The sequence below is a fragment of the Vibrio sp. Vb1127 genome (assembly GCF_033338735.1).
Lineage (GTDB): Bacteria > Pseudomonadota > Gammaproteobacteria > Enterobacterales > Vibrionaceae > Vibrio > Vibrio alginolyticus.
The window spans coordinates 250,003-266,477 of sequence record NZ_JAWOTF010000005.1; the positions used below are offsets into that span (position 1 = coordinate 250,003).

Annotated in this window: 15 protein-coding genes; 6 read left to right on the forward strand and 9 right to left on the reverse strand. The window is 43.3% G+C overall.

The features are described 5' to 3' along the window. The first annotated feature begins 169 nt into the window (after positions 1–169). A complete protein-coding gene (locus R7H07_RS10180; protein WP_206958952.1) occupies positions 170–499 on the forward strand; it encodes a hypothetical protein in 330 nt (109 codons plus the stop codon). Between the two features lie 144 nt (positions 500–643). On the opposite strand, the gene R7H07_RS10185 is transcribed toward R7H07_RS10180, so the two are convergent. The 4 genes from R7H07_RS10185 to R7H07_RS10200 all read right to left on the reverse strand — a co-directional run bounded on the left by R7H07_RS10185 (position 644) and on the right by R7H07_RS10200 (position 5,998). After that, positions 644–2,515, reverse strand: a complete 1,872-nt coding sequence (locus R7H07_RS10185) for a methyl-accepting chemotaxis protein (protein ID WP_017821611.1) — start codon at positions 2,513–2,515, stop codon at positions 644–646. A 436-nt stretch (positions 2,516–2,951) separates the two neighbouring features. Beyond that, positions 2,952–4,316, reverse strand: a complete 1,365-nt coding sequence (locus tag R7H07_RS10190; protein WP_017635848.1) for a YjiH family protein — start codon at positions 4,314–4,316, stop codon at positions 2,952–2,954. A 455-nt stretch (positions 4,317–4,771) separates the two neighbouring features. After that, positions 4,772–5,443 (reverse strand): YoaK family protein, encoded by a 672-nt coding sequence (locus R7H07_RS10195; RefSeq protein WP_206958950.1) that lies wholly within the window; start codon positions 5,441–5,443, stop codon positions 4,772–4,774. Between the two features lie 153 nt (positions 5,444–5,596). Next, on the reverse strand, positions 5,597–5,998 hold the full coding sequence (locus R7H07_RS10200; protein ID WP_025768472.1) for a GFA family protein: 402 nt from the start codon (positions 5,996–5,998) through the stop codon (positions 5,597–5,599). A 200-nt stretch (positions 5,999–6,198) separates the two neighbouring features. On the opposite strand from R7H07_RS10200, the gene R7H07_RS10205 reads away from it, so the two are divergent. Then, positions 6,199–6,828: a hypothetical protein gene (locus R7H07_RS10205; protein ID WP_170890029.1), complete on the forward strand. Its 630-nt coding sequence runs from the start codon at positions 6,199–6,201 to the stop codon at positions 6,826–6,828. A 124-nt stretch (positions 6,829–6,952) separates the two neighbouring features. Further along, complete coding sequence (locus R7H07_RS10210; protein WP_025768471.1) at positions 6,953–8,236, forward strand: peptidoglycan DD-metalloendopeptidase family protein; 1,284 nt, start codon at positions 6,953–6,955, stop codon at positions 8,234–8,236. Between the two features lie 106 nt (positions 8,237–8,342). On the opposite strand, the gene R7H07_RS10215 is transcribed toward R7H07_RS10210, so the two are convergent. Both R7H07_RS10215 and R7H07_RS10220 read right to left on the reverse strand, forming a co-directional pair. Next, positions 8,343–10,163 (reverse strand): putative bifunctional diguanylate cyclase/phosphodiesterase, encoded by a 1,821-nt coding sequence (locus R7H07_RS10215; protein WP_206958947.1) that lies wholly within the window; start codon positions 10,161–10,163, stop codon positions 8,343–8,345. A 183-nt stretch (positions 10,164–10,346) separates the two neighbouring features. Further along, positions 10,347–11,234 (reverse strand): LysR family transcriptional regulator, encoded by an 888-nt coding sequence (locus tag R7H07_RS10220; RefSeq protein WP_025768470.1) that lies wholly within the window; start codon positions 11,232–11,234, stop codon positions 10,347–10,349. 105 nt (positions 11,235–11,339) lie between these two features. On the opposite strand from R7H07_RS10220, the gene R7H07_RS10225 reads away from it, so the two are divergent. The 3 genes from R7H07_RS10225 (at position 11,340) to R7H07_RS10235 (ending at position 13,324) form a co-directional block, all read left to right on the forward strand. Beyond that, a complete protein-coding gene (locus R7H07_RS10225; RefSeq protein WP_017821607.1) occupies positions 11,340–12,533 on the forward strand; it encodes a multidrug effflux MFS transporter in 1,194 nt (397 codons plus the stop codon). A gap of 176 nt (positions 12,534–12,709) precedes the next feature. After that, a complete protein-coding gene (locus R7H07_RS10230) occupies positions 12,710–13,057 on the forward strand; it encodes a hypothetical protein (RefSeq protein ID WP_005375501.1) in 348 nt (115 codons plus the stop codon). A gap of 132 nt (positions 13,058–13,189) precedes the next feature. Beyond that, positions 13,190–13,324, forward strand: a complete 135-nt coding sequence (locus R7H07_RS10235; RefSeq protein WP_017635854.1) for a hypothetical protein — start codon at positions 13,190–13,192, stop codon at positions 13,322–13,324. 126 nt (positions 13,325–13,450) lie between these two features. Here R7H07_RS10235 and R7H07_RS10240 read toward each other — a convergent pair whose 3' ends face one another. From R7H07_RS10240 to R7H07_RS10250, 3 genes are all read right to left on the reverse strand, one after another. Then, positions 13,451–14,065, reverse strand: a complete 615-nt coding sequence (locus tag R7H07_RS10240) for a glutaredoxin domain-containing protein (protein WP_158173155.1) — start codon at positions 14,063–14,065, stop codon at positions 13,451–13,453. Between the two features lie 43 nt (positions 14,066–14,108). Continuing rightward, entirely contained in the window at positions 14,109–14,966 is an 858-nt protein-coding gene (locus R7H07_RS10245; protein ID WP_005375542.1) for a DMT family transporter, read from the reverse strand. Between the two features lie 465 nt (positions 14,967–15,431). After that, the gene (locus R7H07_RS10250; protein WP_053350491.1) at positions 15,432–16,409 is read right to left on the reverse strand and encodes a porin; all 978 of its coding nucleotides are present in this window, start codon (positions 16,407–16,409) and stop codon (positions 15,432–15,434) included. Between the last annotated feature and the right edge of the window lie 66 nt (positions 16,410–16,475).

Sequence of the window (16,475 nt, forward strand, 5' to 3'; positions counted from 1 at the left end):
ATAGCCGAACCTAGGCCACTCAAAGTCATCAGCATTTGTGATGTTTGACGTTTCTCTGATAATCACGGTTAGTGCTGACTTTTTAGTAAAACTCCTTAGCGAAAGGCTGACATGTACAGTGATTCACCCTTCTATTATATCGATGTTGATATGAATAAGAGGCTCTGTTGTGTCAAAGCAATTATCTTTTGCCATGGTTGGCGTTATGTTGTCTTTAGGTGTGTTGAGTACAGAAGCGGTGGCTGACCCGAAGCATAAGCATCGACATCGGTACGATCACCATCATGCGCATCACCACCATCATAAACACAAGCATAAACACAAACATCGTGACGTTATTTATGTTGAGAACCGACGACCAAGGCGCAGTTACTATTACCATGACCGAATTCCTCGGAATAGTACCTACATAAAGATTGGAGATTTCACTTATCTAAAAGTGGACGACCGTTATTATCGCCGTTTTAAGGATCGCTATATCCATGTCGAGTTCAATTAAACTTGAAAGGACACATAGTCGGCGTTCTTGTAATGTTGAGCTTAAAAGCACCAACATGGCACACGTAACATCGACCAATACTAGGGTAGAGGGTTAAAAACAAAAACAGCGAGCCGATGCTCGCTGTTTTTGCTTAGATGAGTGTTAGACAGTAAATCTATTTAAGATTTGATCTTGTTTATGTACATCTTCTTGTTGCGCCTGCATCGCGTCGTTGGTTCGATTTGCCGATTCGGCGACTTGAGTCGATAGGTCTTTAATATTCACCGTATTGTTGTTGATCTCTTCAGCGACAAGGCTTTGCTCTTCAGCTGCTGAGGCAATTTGCAAGTTCATATCGGAAATACGCTGAATCGCGTCACGAATGCGTTGTAACGCACTATTTGCTAAACCCGCTTTTTCAACGGCCTCTATAGCACTACCTTTGCTTTGATGCATGGCATTTGCCACAGATGAAGCGCCAGATTGTAGTTGCTCAATCATAGTACGAATCTCTGTTGTCGACTCTTGAGTACGTTGTGCCAGTGTACGTACTTCATCTGCAACAACGGCGAAGCCTCGGCCAGATTCTCCCGCACGTGCAGCCTCGATTGCGGCATTCAACGCGAGTAAGTTTGTTTGGTCCGCAATATCGTTGATGACTTTTAGAATCGTTTCGATATTGGCGGTAGCAGATTCCAACACTTGTACTTCTTCGACTGCAAGGTCAATGCTATCGGAAAGCATGTTTATCGTTTGTGTCGATTCACCAACGATAGAAGACCCCTCAACCGTTGCTTGGTCGGCTTCTTTGGCTGCACTTGCCGCACCTTGCGCATTATTAGCAACCTCTGTCGCGGTGACAGACATCTCATGCATCGCGGTAGCAAGTTGTTCTAGCTCTTGCAGCTGCGTGTGAATTGCGCCTGCCGAGTCTTTTGCGCCCTCAGCGGTGATTTGAGTTCCGTTTAAAATTTGATCAGAAATACGTTTCGACTCAATGATTTGCTGTTGTAAGTTCTCCATGAACGTATTGAAGTTTGTGGCAAGCTCAGAAAACTCTTGGTCAGTATCTGTTTCGAGGCGTTGTGTGAGGTCGCCTTTCCCTGATGCTACATCTTTAATCGCATTGTTTAGCGTGTCCAAAGGACGCATGAGAGTGCGAATCAACAGAGTTAGGGCGATAATAGATGCAATCACGGCAATGATTGAATAAATAATAGCGTTGTTACGGAGCTCTCCTACGGCAGAATAGGCAACAGCTTCATCGATCACCGAACCTACGTACCAGTTCTCGCCAGGAATGTGAGTCAGGTTAACCATGTAGCGGTTGCCATCAATCTCAACATGTTGTGCTGATTGCGTAAGTTCGATTTGTGGGAGGTAGCTACCGACTTTCTCACCGTTGTATTTACTTTGAGGGTGAGCAATGGTTGTGCCATCAGCGGTGACCAGAAATAAGTAACCAGCATCAAACAGATTCACTTGGTTGACCAGATCTGAAAGGGTAGTTAATTCGAGGTCATAAAACATACCGGCTAAAAACTGGCCATTTTCTTTTACTGGCGTACCAACAGAGATTATAACGTTTTTCGAAGACGCATCGACGTACGGATCGGTTACGACCAAATCGCCTTTGCTCTTAGCTGCAATAAACCAAGGACGCTGACGTGGGTCGTAGTCTGGACCCGCATCCCAGCCGTCGTCATTTTCAATCACAAAGCCATTACTTTCATAACCAAAACCGATGGCAAGGAAGCTGCTTTTTGGCGTGGGTCTTTCAAGTATGTTTTGAACATAGCTATGTGAACTGGGGTCAAGCTCAATCACTTCAGTAATGGAGCGAGCGAGATCCTTCTTTGCATTCATTTCTGATTGCACAGTGTTACCAACACTGGTCAATATCTCGTTGACACTTGAGTCGATTTGCTCCTGAGTTTGGGAGCGGATGGTCATAACTTGTTGTGTCGACAATAACGACACGGTAATTAGCAGCAAAAATGAAGAGGCTGTGACAACCTTATGTCTGAATTTCATGAGCTTTCCTCTGATTCTCCCGGTTGGTTCCACTTTGCTTTCGCCTCTTTTAAACCGAGCGAATTGGGCATAAAGAGAAACCTATTGTGTTTGGTTATATTTTTATCGACATCTTTGTCAAAAACATGAACTCATTTGTCGTCTTTTTTAACTAAATTTAAACAAACCGACAATTTACGTTAAAACTTGTGAGTGTGATCATGTTTGCGATCTCAATTAATGAAATCGTCATAATGAAAAGAATTGCTTAACAAACAGTGGCATCAACTGGCTTTACAGGTGAGGTGATGAAAATTTTGTTGGTGCTGACAGGTGTTTTGTTGAAGTTTTGTCTTTGTAAATTATGAGCTTTTTACTAAAAGCATAATGTGGACGGAGTTTTAGGTATAAAAAAGGCCCCGACGATGCGGAGCCTTTGTTTATTGACGTCTCGATTTTAGAAAATAAGATGAGCAACGCCAGCAATCACAGGTAATGTGATTAACGTACGTAAAATGAAAATTACGAAGAGCTCTACAATGTTTACTGGAATTTTGCTGCCTAACAGTAGGGCACCTACTTCCGACATGTAGATAAGCTGAGTTACTGACATTGCTGCAATAACAAAACGTGTCATTTCGTTATCGATTGAGGCCGCTAAAATTGCTGGAATAAACATATCTGCAAAGCCAACAACGATTGTCTGTGATGCTGCAACAGCTTCAGGGACTTGCAGTAGCTCTAGGTATGGGATAAACGGTTGACCCAGAATTGCAAATACAGGCGTGTATTCTGCAATCACCAATGCGACGGTACCAAGACCCATAACTACAGGTAGTACGCCAAATACCATGTCGACTGCGTTGTGTACGCCTTCTTTAAATACAGACTGAACCGATGTGACTTGACCAGCACGCTTAAGAGCTAGATCCATACCCCAAGAGAATGTGGTGTGGCCTTCTGGCACTGCATCTGCGTCTTTATCTGGGTTGCTGCCGTCAATGTAGCGATCTTTCTTCAGACTAAGCGGAGGCAGGCGAGGAATGATAATCGCAGCTACGATACCAGCTAGACAGATAGCGCCGTAGAAAGGCAAAAATAAGTGCTCTAGTTTTACCTGAGCGATAACAACTAAGCTAAACGTGATCGATACTGCTGAGAAAGTGGTCCCGACAACAGCCGCTTCACGCTGAGTATAGAACTTATTTTCGTATTGCTTGCTGGTTAGCAAGATACCAACACTTCCGTCGCCTAGCCAAGATGCCATACAGTCAATTGCACTGCGGCCAGGTAGGTTGAATACCGGACGCATTATTTTACTGAGTAACGCACCAAATAGCTCCAGAAGACCGAAGTTCAAAAGAAGCGGAAGCAGTAAACCCGCGAAAATGAAAACGGCAAACAGAGTAGGTAGAAGACCAGTAAGAACAAGCCCGCCAGTGTTCTCTTCCCAAATTGCTTTTGGACCCACTTGGAAGAACGTCATTAACACGGCAGCGCCGCCGATTAAACGAACAACGAGCCAAAGTGGAGATGGGTTGAAGAGACCGTTTAAAAAACCATTTCGTAAAATTGCAGCTGGCTTAAAAATTTTGCAAAGAACAGAAGCAACGGCCATGAAAGCGATGATACTGGTGACGATAGCAATCAAGGTATCGCCTAACACCGCTGGGATGACTTTTGCCATCACTGCAACGGGAATGGTTAGGCCGCCATCGTAAGAGATCGGAGCCATAAAGAGTAGAAGACCAATTAGGGAAGGGATGAAAAACATCCAAAAGTTGCCCTTAGGAGCTTCAGTAGCATTAGTGGTGTTATGCATAGTTGTCTCGTGTTACTACTAGTCAATACTTGCCATTTCCATGACATAAATATTCACTAAACATCCGTATTTAATCACAGTTTTGCGGAGGGTACCCGCAAACTGCATCCATTGCAATACTATTCATTAAATACATCTAGTTATTCAGCCGATTTGTCGGGTAATTGGTCAAATAACGTCTAAGTGTATGCGAATATGTTGCTTGTGTTAGAAAATTGTAGCACGAGAGGCGAATTGCGCAGTGAATTATGGGGCGCATTGTGACTGGAATAATAAAATGGTAAACAAATGTGATTTTGATCTGACTAACTTCTTAGCCAGAAATTCAGTTAGCCTTATCTATTCTAAGGTTTTTAGTGGTGTCAAAATACCGTTCAGCGTTTCTTGTACCGTTGCAGTGTGAACCTATTGAGCCAAATCCGATTGAAGCATGTCGCTTCAATCGGATCGAAATTTTATGCTTTTTGTTGACGGCTAAGTATGTATAGGTAACTCCAGTAAATCAGAGCCGTAGAAAAAGCCAATATTGCTGGGAAAACCAGCGTATATAAACCATATACCGTAAATAGAGCCGCTCCCGCCGCGCCGCCAAACAAAAAGCCAAAGAAAATGAATAGGAATAATTTTGCTTTACGTCGGTCAAATTGACGACCTCTCAAGCTCTCTCCAATCATAATCCCTAGATCGGTGATGATTCCGGTCATATGTGTGGTTCTGACTACTGCGCCGCTAAACGTGGTGATCATTGCGTTTTGTAATCCACATGCTGCTGATGCTAGATATTGGCCGTACAAATCCCCTTGCACCAAAAAGCCCAAGCTGAGTAAGAGCAAGCTCCCTTCTATGCACAGTGCAACACCATATCTTCGCCCTAGTTTTAACGCACTGCTTTCAATAAAAAAGCCGCTAAAGGCAGCGCCAATCAAAAAGCTAAATACGATGAAGAGCAGGTGAATGGAGCTATCCACACCTGTTAGCAAGCTGTTCCCTAGCTGAGTTACGGTTCCCGAAAGATGAGTTATCGCTTGGTGTTGAAAGCCGAGAAGACCAACGGCGTTGACGCAGCCCGCGAGAAGAGCTAGTAGAAACGCGCCATATTCCACCCAACGAGGAAGTCTGGAAATCACAATAAACCCCCACCAAATATTAGGAGCCGATTATAGCGCTCACACCGAGTTACGAAACCCTTTACAGTAAAACTCGATTGATCATTCTCAAAAAAATCTCACTTATAGGGCGGTTGTCCGAGCCAAAGTAAATACGTGAACGCGGATTGCTCGCTAGCAGATGTGTTCCGTTGTGCATTCGAAACTCACCCACCCGTGTTTCATTTGTTCATAGACTGAAACGGTAGGTTGGTGGAACTCTTTATCGGTAAATAGACCGACGGGAATGATCATGATTTCTGGGTATGCAGCAACGAACAACCTCATTGTCGTGCCGCAGGATGGACAAAAGTCATACTGAACCTCACTGCCATCATCGCCAATTCGGGTATAGCTAGTGACTTCACCGTTTAAAGTGACATGCTCTTTTTCAAAGCGAGCTTGTACCCCAAAAACACTGCCAGTTCGTTTTTGGCATTCGAAGCAATGGCAGACAGACGTGTGGGTGGGCTCTCCCTTACAACGGATCTCAACTAAACCGCAGGCGCACTCGCATGTATGAATGGTTTTTGTCATCGTGATTACCTATTTGTCCCAATACACCAATAGACCTAGAGCACAGAGCTTGTGTCACTAGCTCGTTATGAGCTCTGGACTTGAAACTATTTGGATACAATCAGTTTAGTTTAATTTTGAAACACTTGAAGAGGTGAAATCATTTGGGTATACAATGGTATACTCGCTTTTCGTTTATACCTTGAAACAAGGAAGTCTTCATGACTCACAAAAAAATCCTGCCGATACCACTTATTCTACTTATTCCAATCGTTTTATTGGTTGTGGTTGTGATCGCGGGTGTTTATCGTTTTAGTTTGTCTGATGACGAGATCATGGCTAAGTTTCCTCAAACAGAAGTAGAAACTAACGTTATTGTGCAAGAGACGCTTGGTATCACTGCACGTAATCCTTGGACGATCCAAGTCCCCGAGCAAAGTGCGGTCACTTTTCTTGATGAGTGGGATAAAGAAAACGGCTATTTGATAGGTGACTATGATGCAGGTGCGACAAAAGGTCAGGTACTTGTTCCAACTGCGTCTATTAGCCAGCGTGAGATTGAAGGTGTTTCATGGGTTGTTGCACCGATGATTGTAACGACACAAGGTAGCGGTTCGTTTAACTATGTTGGCTTGTTCAAGTTTGACCCCGTGCCGAGCCGAGTTGTCCTTTTAGACAGTGTTTTTGTTGGTGACCGCGTGAAATTTACTCAGCTCGAATGGAAAAGTGATACAACTATCACGCTTTCATATTTAGCGCACGGTGACGATCAAGCAATGGCAGACACGCCAAATCAATTCAATTCATCCACATTACAGCGTGTAGGGAATAACTTACATATGCAACAGTGATGAATTTTTTTTGAGTTCTGTAAAAATTCAGTATTTTCTGCGCTAGATCTCGAAATTTCCTAGTGATTTCTTATTCGGGAATGCATAAGCTATGAGCCTTGTTTGAAAGGAGATAGTAATTCCCGTGTCTACAAATGAAATTACAAGACGGTTGCCGAATCTGACAAGTCGTAGAGCGCTGCTGTTATACTCCTTGCCAGTTTTAGTTGCGATTGGTGTTTCTCACTCTCTCAAAGAGTCATCTTTAACCAAAACCATCGCATTGAACCTACCTGAATCTCAGGTCGTTGAAAAAATTCTTGATGCGACAACTGCCGAAGTTGTCACTCCCCCGAACTTCGAATATCAAATCCAAGCAGGTGACAACCTAAGCACTATTTTTAGTCAGCTCGGTTTCGGTTACAGCTCGTTAATGAAAGTAATGGAAACGGATTTGAACTACTTGGCACTTGATACACTTAAGCCGGGCAATACGCTCCGTTTCTGGCGTGATGATGCGACAGGCGAGTTAGCGAAAATGGAACTGCAATTTTCTATTGCAGATAAAGTGGTCTACAAGCTGAATAGTGATGGTAGCTATGACTTTACTGATATTTCCATTCCTGGCGTGTGGAGCCAAGAACCTTTAGTTGGCGTTATTCAAGGCAGTTTTTCTTCTTCTGCGAGTCGTTTAGGTTTAACGTCGGCGGAAGTGAGTCAAGTCGTAAGCTTACTCAAAGAACAACTTAACTTTGGACGTGATCTTCGTGCAGGTGATCGATTTGAAGTTGTTCGCCGCTCACAAAGCATCAATGGTGTACCAACAGGTAAGAACGAAATTGAGGCGATTAAGATTTATAATCGCGGCCGCGAGATCACCGCTTACCTTCATACTGATGGTCAATTCTACAATGCCAAAGGTGAAAGCTTACAGCGCGCATTCCAGCGTTACCCTGTAAGTAGTCGTTGGCGTATCAGTTCTGGCTTCAATCCTAATCGTTTACATCCAGTAACGGGGCGTGTTGCGCCGCACAACGGCACTGACTTTGCTGTACCAACCGGTACACCAGTCGTTTCTACTGGTGATGGTACAGTGATCATGACTCGTAAACACCCATATGCGGGTAACTACGTGGTTGTTGAGCACGGCAGCAAATACAAAACCCGTTACTTACACCTAAGTAAGATTTTGGTGAAGAAAGGGCAAAAGGTTTCTCGAGGCCAGCGTATCGGTCTTTCTGGTAAAACAGGTCGAGTGACTGGGCCACACCTTCACTATGAGTTGATTGAATACGGCCGTCCAGTTAACGCTATGCGAGCAAATATCCCAATGGCGAGTTCTGTTCCTAAGAAAGAGATGGCTACTTTTGTCGCGAACAGAGATGAAATGGATAGACTATTACGCGATAAAGAGAAAGCAGTGCTGTAATAAAGTACTTCGCTCAAAAAACAAAAAGAGACTAAGCATAGCTTGGTCTCTTTTACTTTGTGCATTAACTAGATTTGAATTCTATGACAGCAGTCTGTTCAGTACGTTAGGCACTCCGCACTTCACGTTCATTTATCAGGTGTACGATTTCTTCAACACTGTGTGGACGAGAGTAAAAATAACCTTGGATGTAGTGGCAGCCCATTTCAATTAACTTTTGTAGTGCTCTATCGTCTTCTACGCCTTCGGCAATCAAATCCACATCAAGCAGCTCTGCCAATTGCGCTATCAAAAACACTACTTGTTCAGAGGTTGTATTTGAGAGCATGTTCTGCACAAAGGTAGCATCGATTTTGATGCTATCAATCGGATAATTGTGTATATAGTTCAAGCTTGAGTATCCCGTACCAAAATCATCCAGTGCGACTTTAAAACCCAAGTATCGCAACGAGTTAAGTACCATCTGTTCACGGCCACTTTGTGAGAGCAAGACGGTCTCGGTGAGCTCTATAACAAAGTCTTTTGCTTCGTGCTGATACTTTTCAACCATGTTGGTTAAGTGATTAATATAACGGTTGGAATCAACCAGCTCATACGCTGAGCAATTGATGGAGAGTTTGACTTTATAGCCTAGGTTCGCTTCGAGTTCTTGCTTTGCGATACACGCGAGTTCAATAATCCGTTCACCTAACTCGATAATCAGGCCTGATTGTTCGGCAGCTTCAATGAACTCCGCTGGAGAGATATTTCCATAGATATTGCTATTCCAACGAGTCAAAATTTCAAAGTAATTCCAGCGGTCGCTCGTGATATCAACGATCGGTTGAACCACTACATACAACTCATCGCTGTCTTGTATATCAGTACTTAGCTGGATTCGCATTGCCTCAATAAGCTGCGTCCTACGGTGGTATAACGCACTAAGGTGTGTGTCGTAATGCTGAATCCGTGTATCGCGGTGTTTTTTACAATCTTTGAGAGCGAGACTGGCATTCAAAATCAGCTCATCGCTGTTCAACATATGTACTGGGGCACGTGCAATACCAATACTAACGGTGAAAGAAATCCGGTTAGATTTGTCGCTGTAGCCGCTTTCAATTTTGTCGAGTACTTCCTGACACACGGCGACAGGATCTTCGTCGTACGTGATGAAGGCGAATTCATCTCCTGCAACACGGAACGCATTGTTTGGCGACGACAAGCTCTGTTGAATGGCGTTAGCTGTGAACTTAATGATCTGGTCGCCGATATAGTTTCCGTTGATATCATTGATCGATTTGAAATTATCGATATCAAGATACGCCAAACTGAATGGGCGAGTCGCCTGCTGCGTTAATGTCTCCAAGGTATCAGCTAAACAGCTACGGTTGAGCAGTCCAGTTAGGTTATCATGCGATACCTCATAGCTAAGCTGATTAAGAAGCTTATCTGAACGTTCACTGACCCACTTTTCACGTAAGCTATGAATAATGACATTGGCATAAAATCGGTGGAAGTCGAGGATATCTTGCGCTTTTTTCGCGTGGATGCTTCGGGTAAAGGTAGACAGTAAAATTCCCAGAACTTCGCCATTTTGTGTCTTCAATGGCAGGCCAATGTAAGCTTGAATGCCATCTTCTTGAAACATCTTATCTTCAGGAAAACGCTTGTATACCTGGTCTTGATAGAAAATATGTTCGCCAATGTCTTTCGCCACTTTTTCACAGGGGGTGCCTGAAAGGTGGTAGCTTAGGTTGTCTGTAATTTTTCCATTGCTGGCGAAGGAAATGGTATGAGCCGATTGCTGAAGATGCGCAACTTCTACAACGCAAGTGCAATGGCTCTGCAAGTGTTGATGAATATCTAACGTGACTCGGTTTAGCTGAGCCGTGCCGTTTAGCTTCAATATCTCATCAATTTTGTGGAAACTGATTTGTACCTGACCCATCGAGCATTTCACCTAGCGTTGTTATTAACATATCGTGTAAGACACGACGAATTATTATTTGATATGCATCAAATAAACTATCGGTTACTAAGGCAGATTTTTCAAATTTTGTGAACGAACAAATCATTATTTTCATGTTTTTATGCTTGAACCTTTTAAAGGTATAGCGATAAAAACGCTAAGCTAGGCGCGCTTCTCCTCTTCTAATCGTGATTTGAGATAATCGAGGAATAGCTTAGTTCGGGTATGCTGATAATCCAGCTTTGGATAGTAGGCATATACAGTAGCTTTATCCGCTGTGATATCGGGCAGGATAGGGACTAACGCGCCGGATTTGAGATCATCTTTGATCATGACGTTGTTCGTCATCAAAATACCCATGCCTCTTTTGGCGCCATGAAACAGCGCTTCTGGGTTGGTCGTGGCAAAGTTACCGGACAAGCTGATACGTTTGCCTCGATTTGTTTTGATTTCTCGTGAGGGTTTTTCTCCCCAAATCAGGACATTATGCTCTGTCAGATCCTCAACGCATTGTGGTGTGCCATATTTCTTTAGGTAACTAGGCGCGGCGTAAAACTGGGCTTTATGTTCGAAAAGTGCAGTAGCTTTGAAACTTAGAGAGTTCAGTTGCTCTAATTCCCGGCTAATAAACAGGTCTAAGCTTAGCTCTGGCAATTGGCCTGGTAGCGTTGTTGTTAATTGAAGTGTGATGTCTGGATATTTATCAAGAAAATCATCAAGATAATGAACTAGAAACTTGGAACCAACGGCCAGCGTTGCCCCAATTTTTAATAGTCCCGCTGGTGATTGGTTGACTGAGCGAGTCTCATCTAATACCGATTGCCATGAATCAAGCTGACTTTTTGCTCGTTGATAAAACAGAGCACCAGCTTCAGTTTGGCTAATTGAGCGGGTCGTACGTTTGAGTAGTTGAACGCCAATTTTATCTTCTAGCCATTGAACTCGCTTACTGATAGCTGAGCTGGTGGTATTGAGTTTCCGCGCTGCTGCATTAAAGCTACCTTCTTCGACCACACGAATATAACTCTTCACGCTTTGAATCCAGTCCATTGTATCTCCTTGGGAATTAATTCCTTTCCAACTTAGCTGATTATCATCTTTGAGTATCAAATATACACTGTTTGCCATCAATCTGTCACAAAGTAGGAGGAACGTTTGCGTAAAACACCATTGTTATTAGCGATGATGATCATTGCCACAGGCCAAGTTGGCGTTAGTATTTATCTTCCTTCTTTGCCATTGATTGGTCATGACTTGAATTTGCCGCAACATTCGATTCAGAATCTCGTCACGCTATTTCTCGTTGGCTTCGGTATCTCTCAGCTTTTTTACGGCCCATTGTCTGATGCGATTGGTCGTCGGCCAGTGTTTATTCTGGGGCAAAGTGTATATCTAGTTGGTACGGTTATTTGCATCGCGTTTTCGGACAACATTGTTGCCCTTGAAGCGGGACGGTTACTGCAAGGCCTAGGAGCGGGCAGCGCTTCGGTACTTGGTCGGTCAGTACTGCGTGATAGTTATGACGGTATGCAATTAACCAAAGCGCTATCTTATATTTCAGTCACGGCATCTGTGATGCCAATTATTGCTCCGCTGTTTGGTGGCTGGATCGCTTTTCACCTGAGTTGGCATGCTGTCTTCGTGTTTGTGCTGATTTATTTAATGGCAATTTTTACACTTGGTTTATTGGTGCTGCCAGAAACGCTGCCTTATCCGAAGAGAAAATTTAAAGTAGGCGAAGTAAGCGCGAACTATTTGCGTCTGTTAACGAATACACAAGTGATTGGTAGTGCGAGCTACAACTGGCTTAGTTATTTATCGGCTCTGGTTACGCTCTCCTTGTATCCATTTTTAATGCAACAAGAGTTAGGATTAACGGCGGCAGATTACGGCTCTTTGATGATCATACCATCAGTTGGTTTGCTGACGGGTAGCTTAGTGCTGAATTTGATCAATGCTCGTTACAAAGCTCAGCAAATCTTGCTGATGAGTTTCGCGATTGTTGCTGTTGCTGGCTTCATGTTGTTGGTTACCCCCTTCAGCGTATTTTCATTGCTGACGGCATTCACGTGTTTAAGTTTTGCTCAAGGAATGTCATTCCCGGTATCGATCAGTTTGCTACTTTCACCACATAAGCAACAGGCAGGCGCGGTTTCTGCGTTATCTGGCTCTATTCAAATGTGTTTAGCAGGTTTGTTTGGTGGGTACTTAGTAGACTCATGGGTTACGAATCAGCAGCAGCTTGGGGTGTTTTATTTGTTTATTGCGTTACTTTCTTGCTTTGTTCTTGTACTAAGCCAATTTCGTAAAGTGCCAGAAGGGACGGTTCAAGCAGAAACTTCCATCTGAATATACTTGCAACCAGAAGGTCGGCTTTCTAAAATGCGCAGCTAAATTAAGTCTGGCTTGTTGTGTATACTGAATGACTTGGTTTGAAAGGAAGAGGGCGAACCTTGATACTTCTCTCAAGCTTGGAATACATTTCTGCCCAATGGCTATCCGATCTCTAATCGTTAGGTGAAAGAATGCAACAAAACGAATTTGAAACACTGGTAAAAGAAATTACTCAGCAAGAAAGCATGCCAAAGGCACTTGAAATCTTGAAGGCGTGTGAGGAAGAAGAAGTTGCACAAGCGGCGCAATCCCTAACGGGTCAGTTTGGCCTTGCAGAAGTTGATGGTGAGAAACGTATTTACCATATTACCACTCAAGAAGATGAGTCCGGAGAAGAGCAAGAATACGTAGAGCACGTCATGAATGAAGGCGATCACTTGATCAAGTTTGCAGCGTGGTTCTTTGAAACATTCTTTGAAATCAAACAGAAAGATACGTACGTCGCAGCGGGTAAAACATACCAACAACCTAAGCGATAGACGCTCATTTCAAAAATCCACGAAAACCAAACTGAAAGTTAATTACAAAATAAATGTGACTGAAGTCTTGTTTTTGTCTAATTGTGGTGTAAAATTACAACATAGTTAAGTCAATACATTCAGGAGAAGGTCATGGGTAACGAACTTGGTGGTGCTTATATTGGCCAGATGATTGCAAAAGACGCGATGCACAAAGCGCTTTACGGTAAAGCGAAGAAGAAAAAAGCTTCTGTTTTTGCTCGTGTTATTAAAAAACTGGCGAAATAATTTAAAAAGCCCTGATTGAAAAATCAGGGCTTTTTGCTTTTCTCTGTTTTGTTGTTAGTAAGTAGCCAACATATTGCACAACATTGGCAAACGCTACTCAAAGACTGATGACATTTAAATCTAGAATTACGCGGATTGGCTTGGTATCTCCACAACATTGTTAGGCACTTTATCTAGCCCCTTTGCTGATAACCACTTTTCTAAATCGTCAGCGCCTCCAACATATTTTCCATCTAACCAAATTTGCGGCACTGTTACCGGTGTTTTTTCGCCAATGATGGCTTTTACTTCAGGAATCATGCGGTATAAGGCGGCGCTGTCTTTAACTACATCATGGTACTCATACTGAACGCCAGCCTCGTCAAGTAATTGTTTGGCTTTGACACAGTAAGGGCAAGTTGCTTTACCATAAACAATGTTGCCTTTTAGCTCATCGCGTTTTACCCACTCAGCAATAACAGACTGTACAAGCACACCCCGATTCAATGCTTCTCCTTGGCTGATAACTTTCCCTTCGACAAGAAGAATGGGTGCATGCCAAGCACCAGCTTTTAATGGTTCCCACCAGTGCGATAACCAATCTTTTACTTCAAGTTCAACGGGCACATTGGCTAGTTCGTTTTCAAAAGTATCCTTTAAAATATCTTTGGTTAATGTACATTCACCACAAGGAATATTGACTTTGAATGGGCCCCAACTACCAGCCCAGCGATACAGTGTAATTTTGATTGGTTGACTCATATGGGTTCCTCATTTCCTTTCCTGAAAATATAGAACTTTTAAATTAGATTTTTCTTTCAACTAACTTTGTCTTTTTCGCTTCCCAATGCGTAATAAACGCAATAGATGCAATAATAATCGCAGCACCTAACCATAAACGACCAGGTGGCACCCAACCAAACACCAACCAACCAGCAACAACATTCAAAGGCAGTTTGGCGTGATCAAATGGTTGCACAAATGAGGCGTCTGCTACTGCATATGCTTTAACGATAGCCCATTGAGCGAGTGCTGTAAGTGCACCTGCGGCTAAAAGCACACCCCATATCGTCCACGTATCTGGCATAGTAAACGTCGGTATCGCTAACAAGATATTAAATGGTGTTATCAGCAGCAATAAATAGACAACCATGGTTGATGGCGGATCGTTTACCGACATTTTTTTAACCATTAATGAATACGCTGCCCAGAAAAATGCGGCGCCAACAGGGAGCAGGGTCGCCCATGTAAATGAGTCTGCCCAAGGCTCAAGAATGATCATGGCACCAACAAACCCCGTCAATGTCGCTAACCAGCGTGCAGTACCTACTTTCTCTTTGAGTAACAAGCCAGAACCAACTGTGGCAAATAACGGGGAGGTCATGAGAAGTGCAATACCTTGCCAAATTGGAACTGGGTAAGCGAGAGCCCATAACCAAAGTTGAATCCCGATAACAGAGAGAAAAATGCGGAATGCATGCCAGCCAAAGTGTTGGGTTCTTAAAGAACGCCTAATCCCAAGTGTACGTAGGTAGGGCAGAATAACAAATAAGGCGATTGCATATTGGAATAACGCAAATGTGGTGGAAGAGACACCAAAGTTGATGCTAGCAATTTGGGCGAAGCTGTTCACTATGGCGAATGCCAAGCCAGCTGTTAGCATCCAGGACGCACCTTGAACAGGATGATGATTCAATTGAAAAATTCCAGTTTGATAGAGGTGGCGGGATCATACGTCCTATTGTTTTTCGCGCCAATAAAAAAATGCCTCCCAGAGGGAGGCGACATTACCAATTCAAAGGACGTGCCTGTTATAACAGGTACAAAGAACGAGAAGCACAAACGCTGCCATGCATTTGCATAAATAATACTGCAGAACACGTGCCAACTTTTATCTGTTTGATTTTAAATGTTTTTTTTGGTTTTTCTATGTTGTCGATTAGATCAAACGCACTAACTTAGTGAGCAATCGCATTAAAAGAGGGCAGAAGTAGGCGTCGTTACGGTCGTTTTTCATTGCTGAGCGATGCTTCGATAGTGTGAAAACTTATCGAGTTGTGTTGGGTTACATAAAAAATGGCCAGCAAAGGTGCTGGCCAAGTGGACTCGCTCTTAGGACAAGAGTGAATTAGAAATCGTAACGTACGCCTAGGCGTAGTGTGTCTTCACCTTGAACCACTTTCACTTTACCATCTACTACATCCTTCTTTTCATCGAGTTGGTTGATGTAGTAAGACAGGTAAGTACGGAAGTTACTGTTTAGTTTGTAGTAACCAACGAGCTCGATCCCTTCAACGGTGTCGTATTTTGGACCGTTGTCTTGATCATTCTCTTGAGCTGTGTATAGCGCAGCAAGGGTCACTTTGCTCGCTACTTTGTAGCTTGCTACTAACTCGTAAGCCGTAAAGTCTTCAGCGTCCGTCAATGAACCTTGAGAGTAAGTACCTGCTAGGTATAGGTTATCCATCGAGTAGGCGATACCACCTAGAATTTGGTCTTCAGAGTTGTCTTTATTTACGTCGCCACCAGAATATGCAAGACCGAGGTCTAGGCCCATTGGTAGTGAGTACATTCCAGAGATGCCGTATTTATCTTCGTTATCGCTAGAGTTTGCTTGGTAGGTTGCTTGAAGTTGTAGTGCATCAAACGCACCACGGTATGCGAAAACGCTGTCTTGCTTATCAGAGGACGAATCAATAACTTGCTGAACACCAGAGAATTCAGTGATATCCGTCATGTCAGAGATGATGACTGCAGCCATGTCTTGACGACCTACAGAGAAAGCACCGATATCAGAGTCGACGCCTGCATACATGTAGCGGTTTTTGAATTCACTTTTGCCCGTTTTTTGTTCGGCTTCGTAAACACCGAAAGCAGAAAGGCCGTTGCCGATGTCTGTTTTACCTTTTAGGTTAAGACGAGCACGGCTTTTATCTTCCATGGAACCTTCAACTTCAGCACCGTCTGAACCGATGAAGTCACCACGAAACTCAACGCGGCCGCCAACTTTTAATTCAGTACCGTCGTTTTTGTATACAGTTGCTGCGAATGATGGTGCTGATACCAATGCTGTAAGAATTGCAGTAGTTAGTGCTGCCTTTTTCATTTTCTTATTACCCTAGTTGTAATCGATGGGCTTTCTTGCCCGATGTGTTGATGACGCTAAGGTAAA

Bases quoted from the DNA above. Each gene is read 5' to 3' on its own strand.
- R7H07_RS10205 (WP_170890029.1), top strand. From the start codon at position 6,199: ATGACTCACAAAAAAATCCTGCCGATACCACTTATTCTACTTATTCCA.
- R7H07_RS10220 (WP_025768470.1), bottom strand. From the start codon at position 11,234: ATGGACTGGATTCAAAGCGTGAAGAGTTATATTCGTGTGGTCGAAGAA.
- R7H07_RS10235 (WP_017635854.1), top strand. From the start codon at position 13,190: ATGGGTAACGAACTTGGTGGTGCTTATATTGGCCAGATGATTGCAAAA.
- R7H07_RS10200 (WP_025768472.1), bottom strand. From the start codon at position 5,998: ATGACAAAAACCATTCATACATGCGAGTGCGCCTGCGGTTTAGTTGAG.
- R7H07_RS10245 (WP_005375542.1), bottom strand. From the start codon at position 14,966: ATGCTAACAGCTGGCTTGGCATTCGCCATAGTGAACAGCTTCGCCCAA.
- R7H07_RS10190 (WP_017635848.1), bottom strand. From the start codon at position 4,316: ATGCATAACACCACTAATGCTACTGAAGCTCCTAAGGGCAACTTTTGG.
- R7H07_RS10185 (WP_017821611.1), bottom strand. From the start codon at position 2,515: ATGAAATTCAGACATAAGGTTGTCACAGCCTCTTCATTTTTGCTGCTA.
- R7H07_RS10240 (WP_158173155.1), bottom strand. From the start codon at position 14,065: ATGAGTCAACCAATCAAAATTACACTGTATCGCTGGGCTGGTAGTTGG.
- R7H07_RS10250 (WP_053350491.1), bottom strand. From the start codon at position 16,409: ATGAAAAAGGCAGCACTAACTACTGCAATTCTTACAGCATTGGTATCA.
- R7H07_RS10230 (WP_005375501.1), top strand. From the start codon at position 12,710: ATGCAACAAAACGAATTTGAAACACTGGTAAAAGAAATTACTCAGCAA.
- R7H07_RS10215 (WP_206958947.1), bottom strand. From the start codon at position 10,163: ATGGGTCAGGTACAAATCAGTTTCCACAAAATTGATGAGATATTGAAG.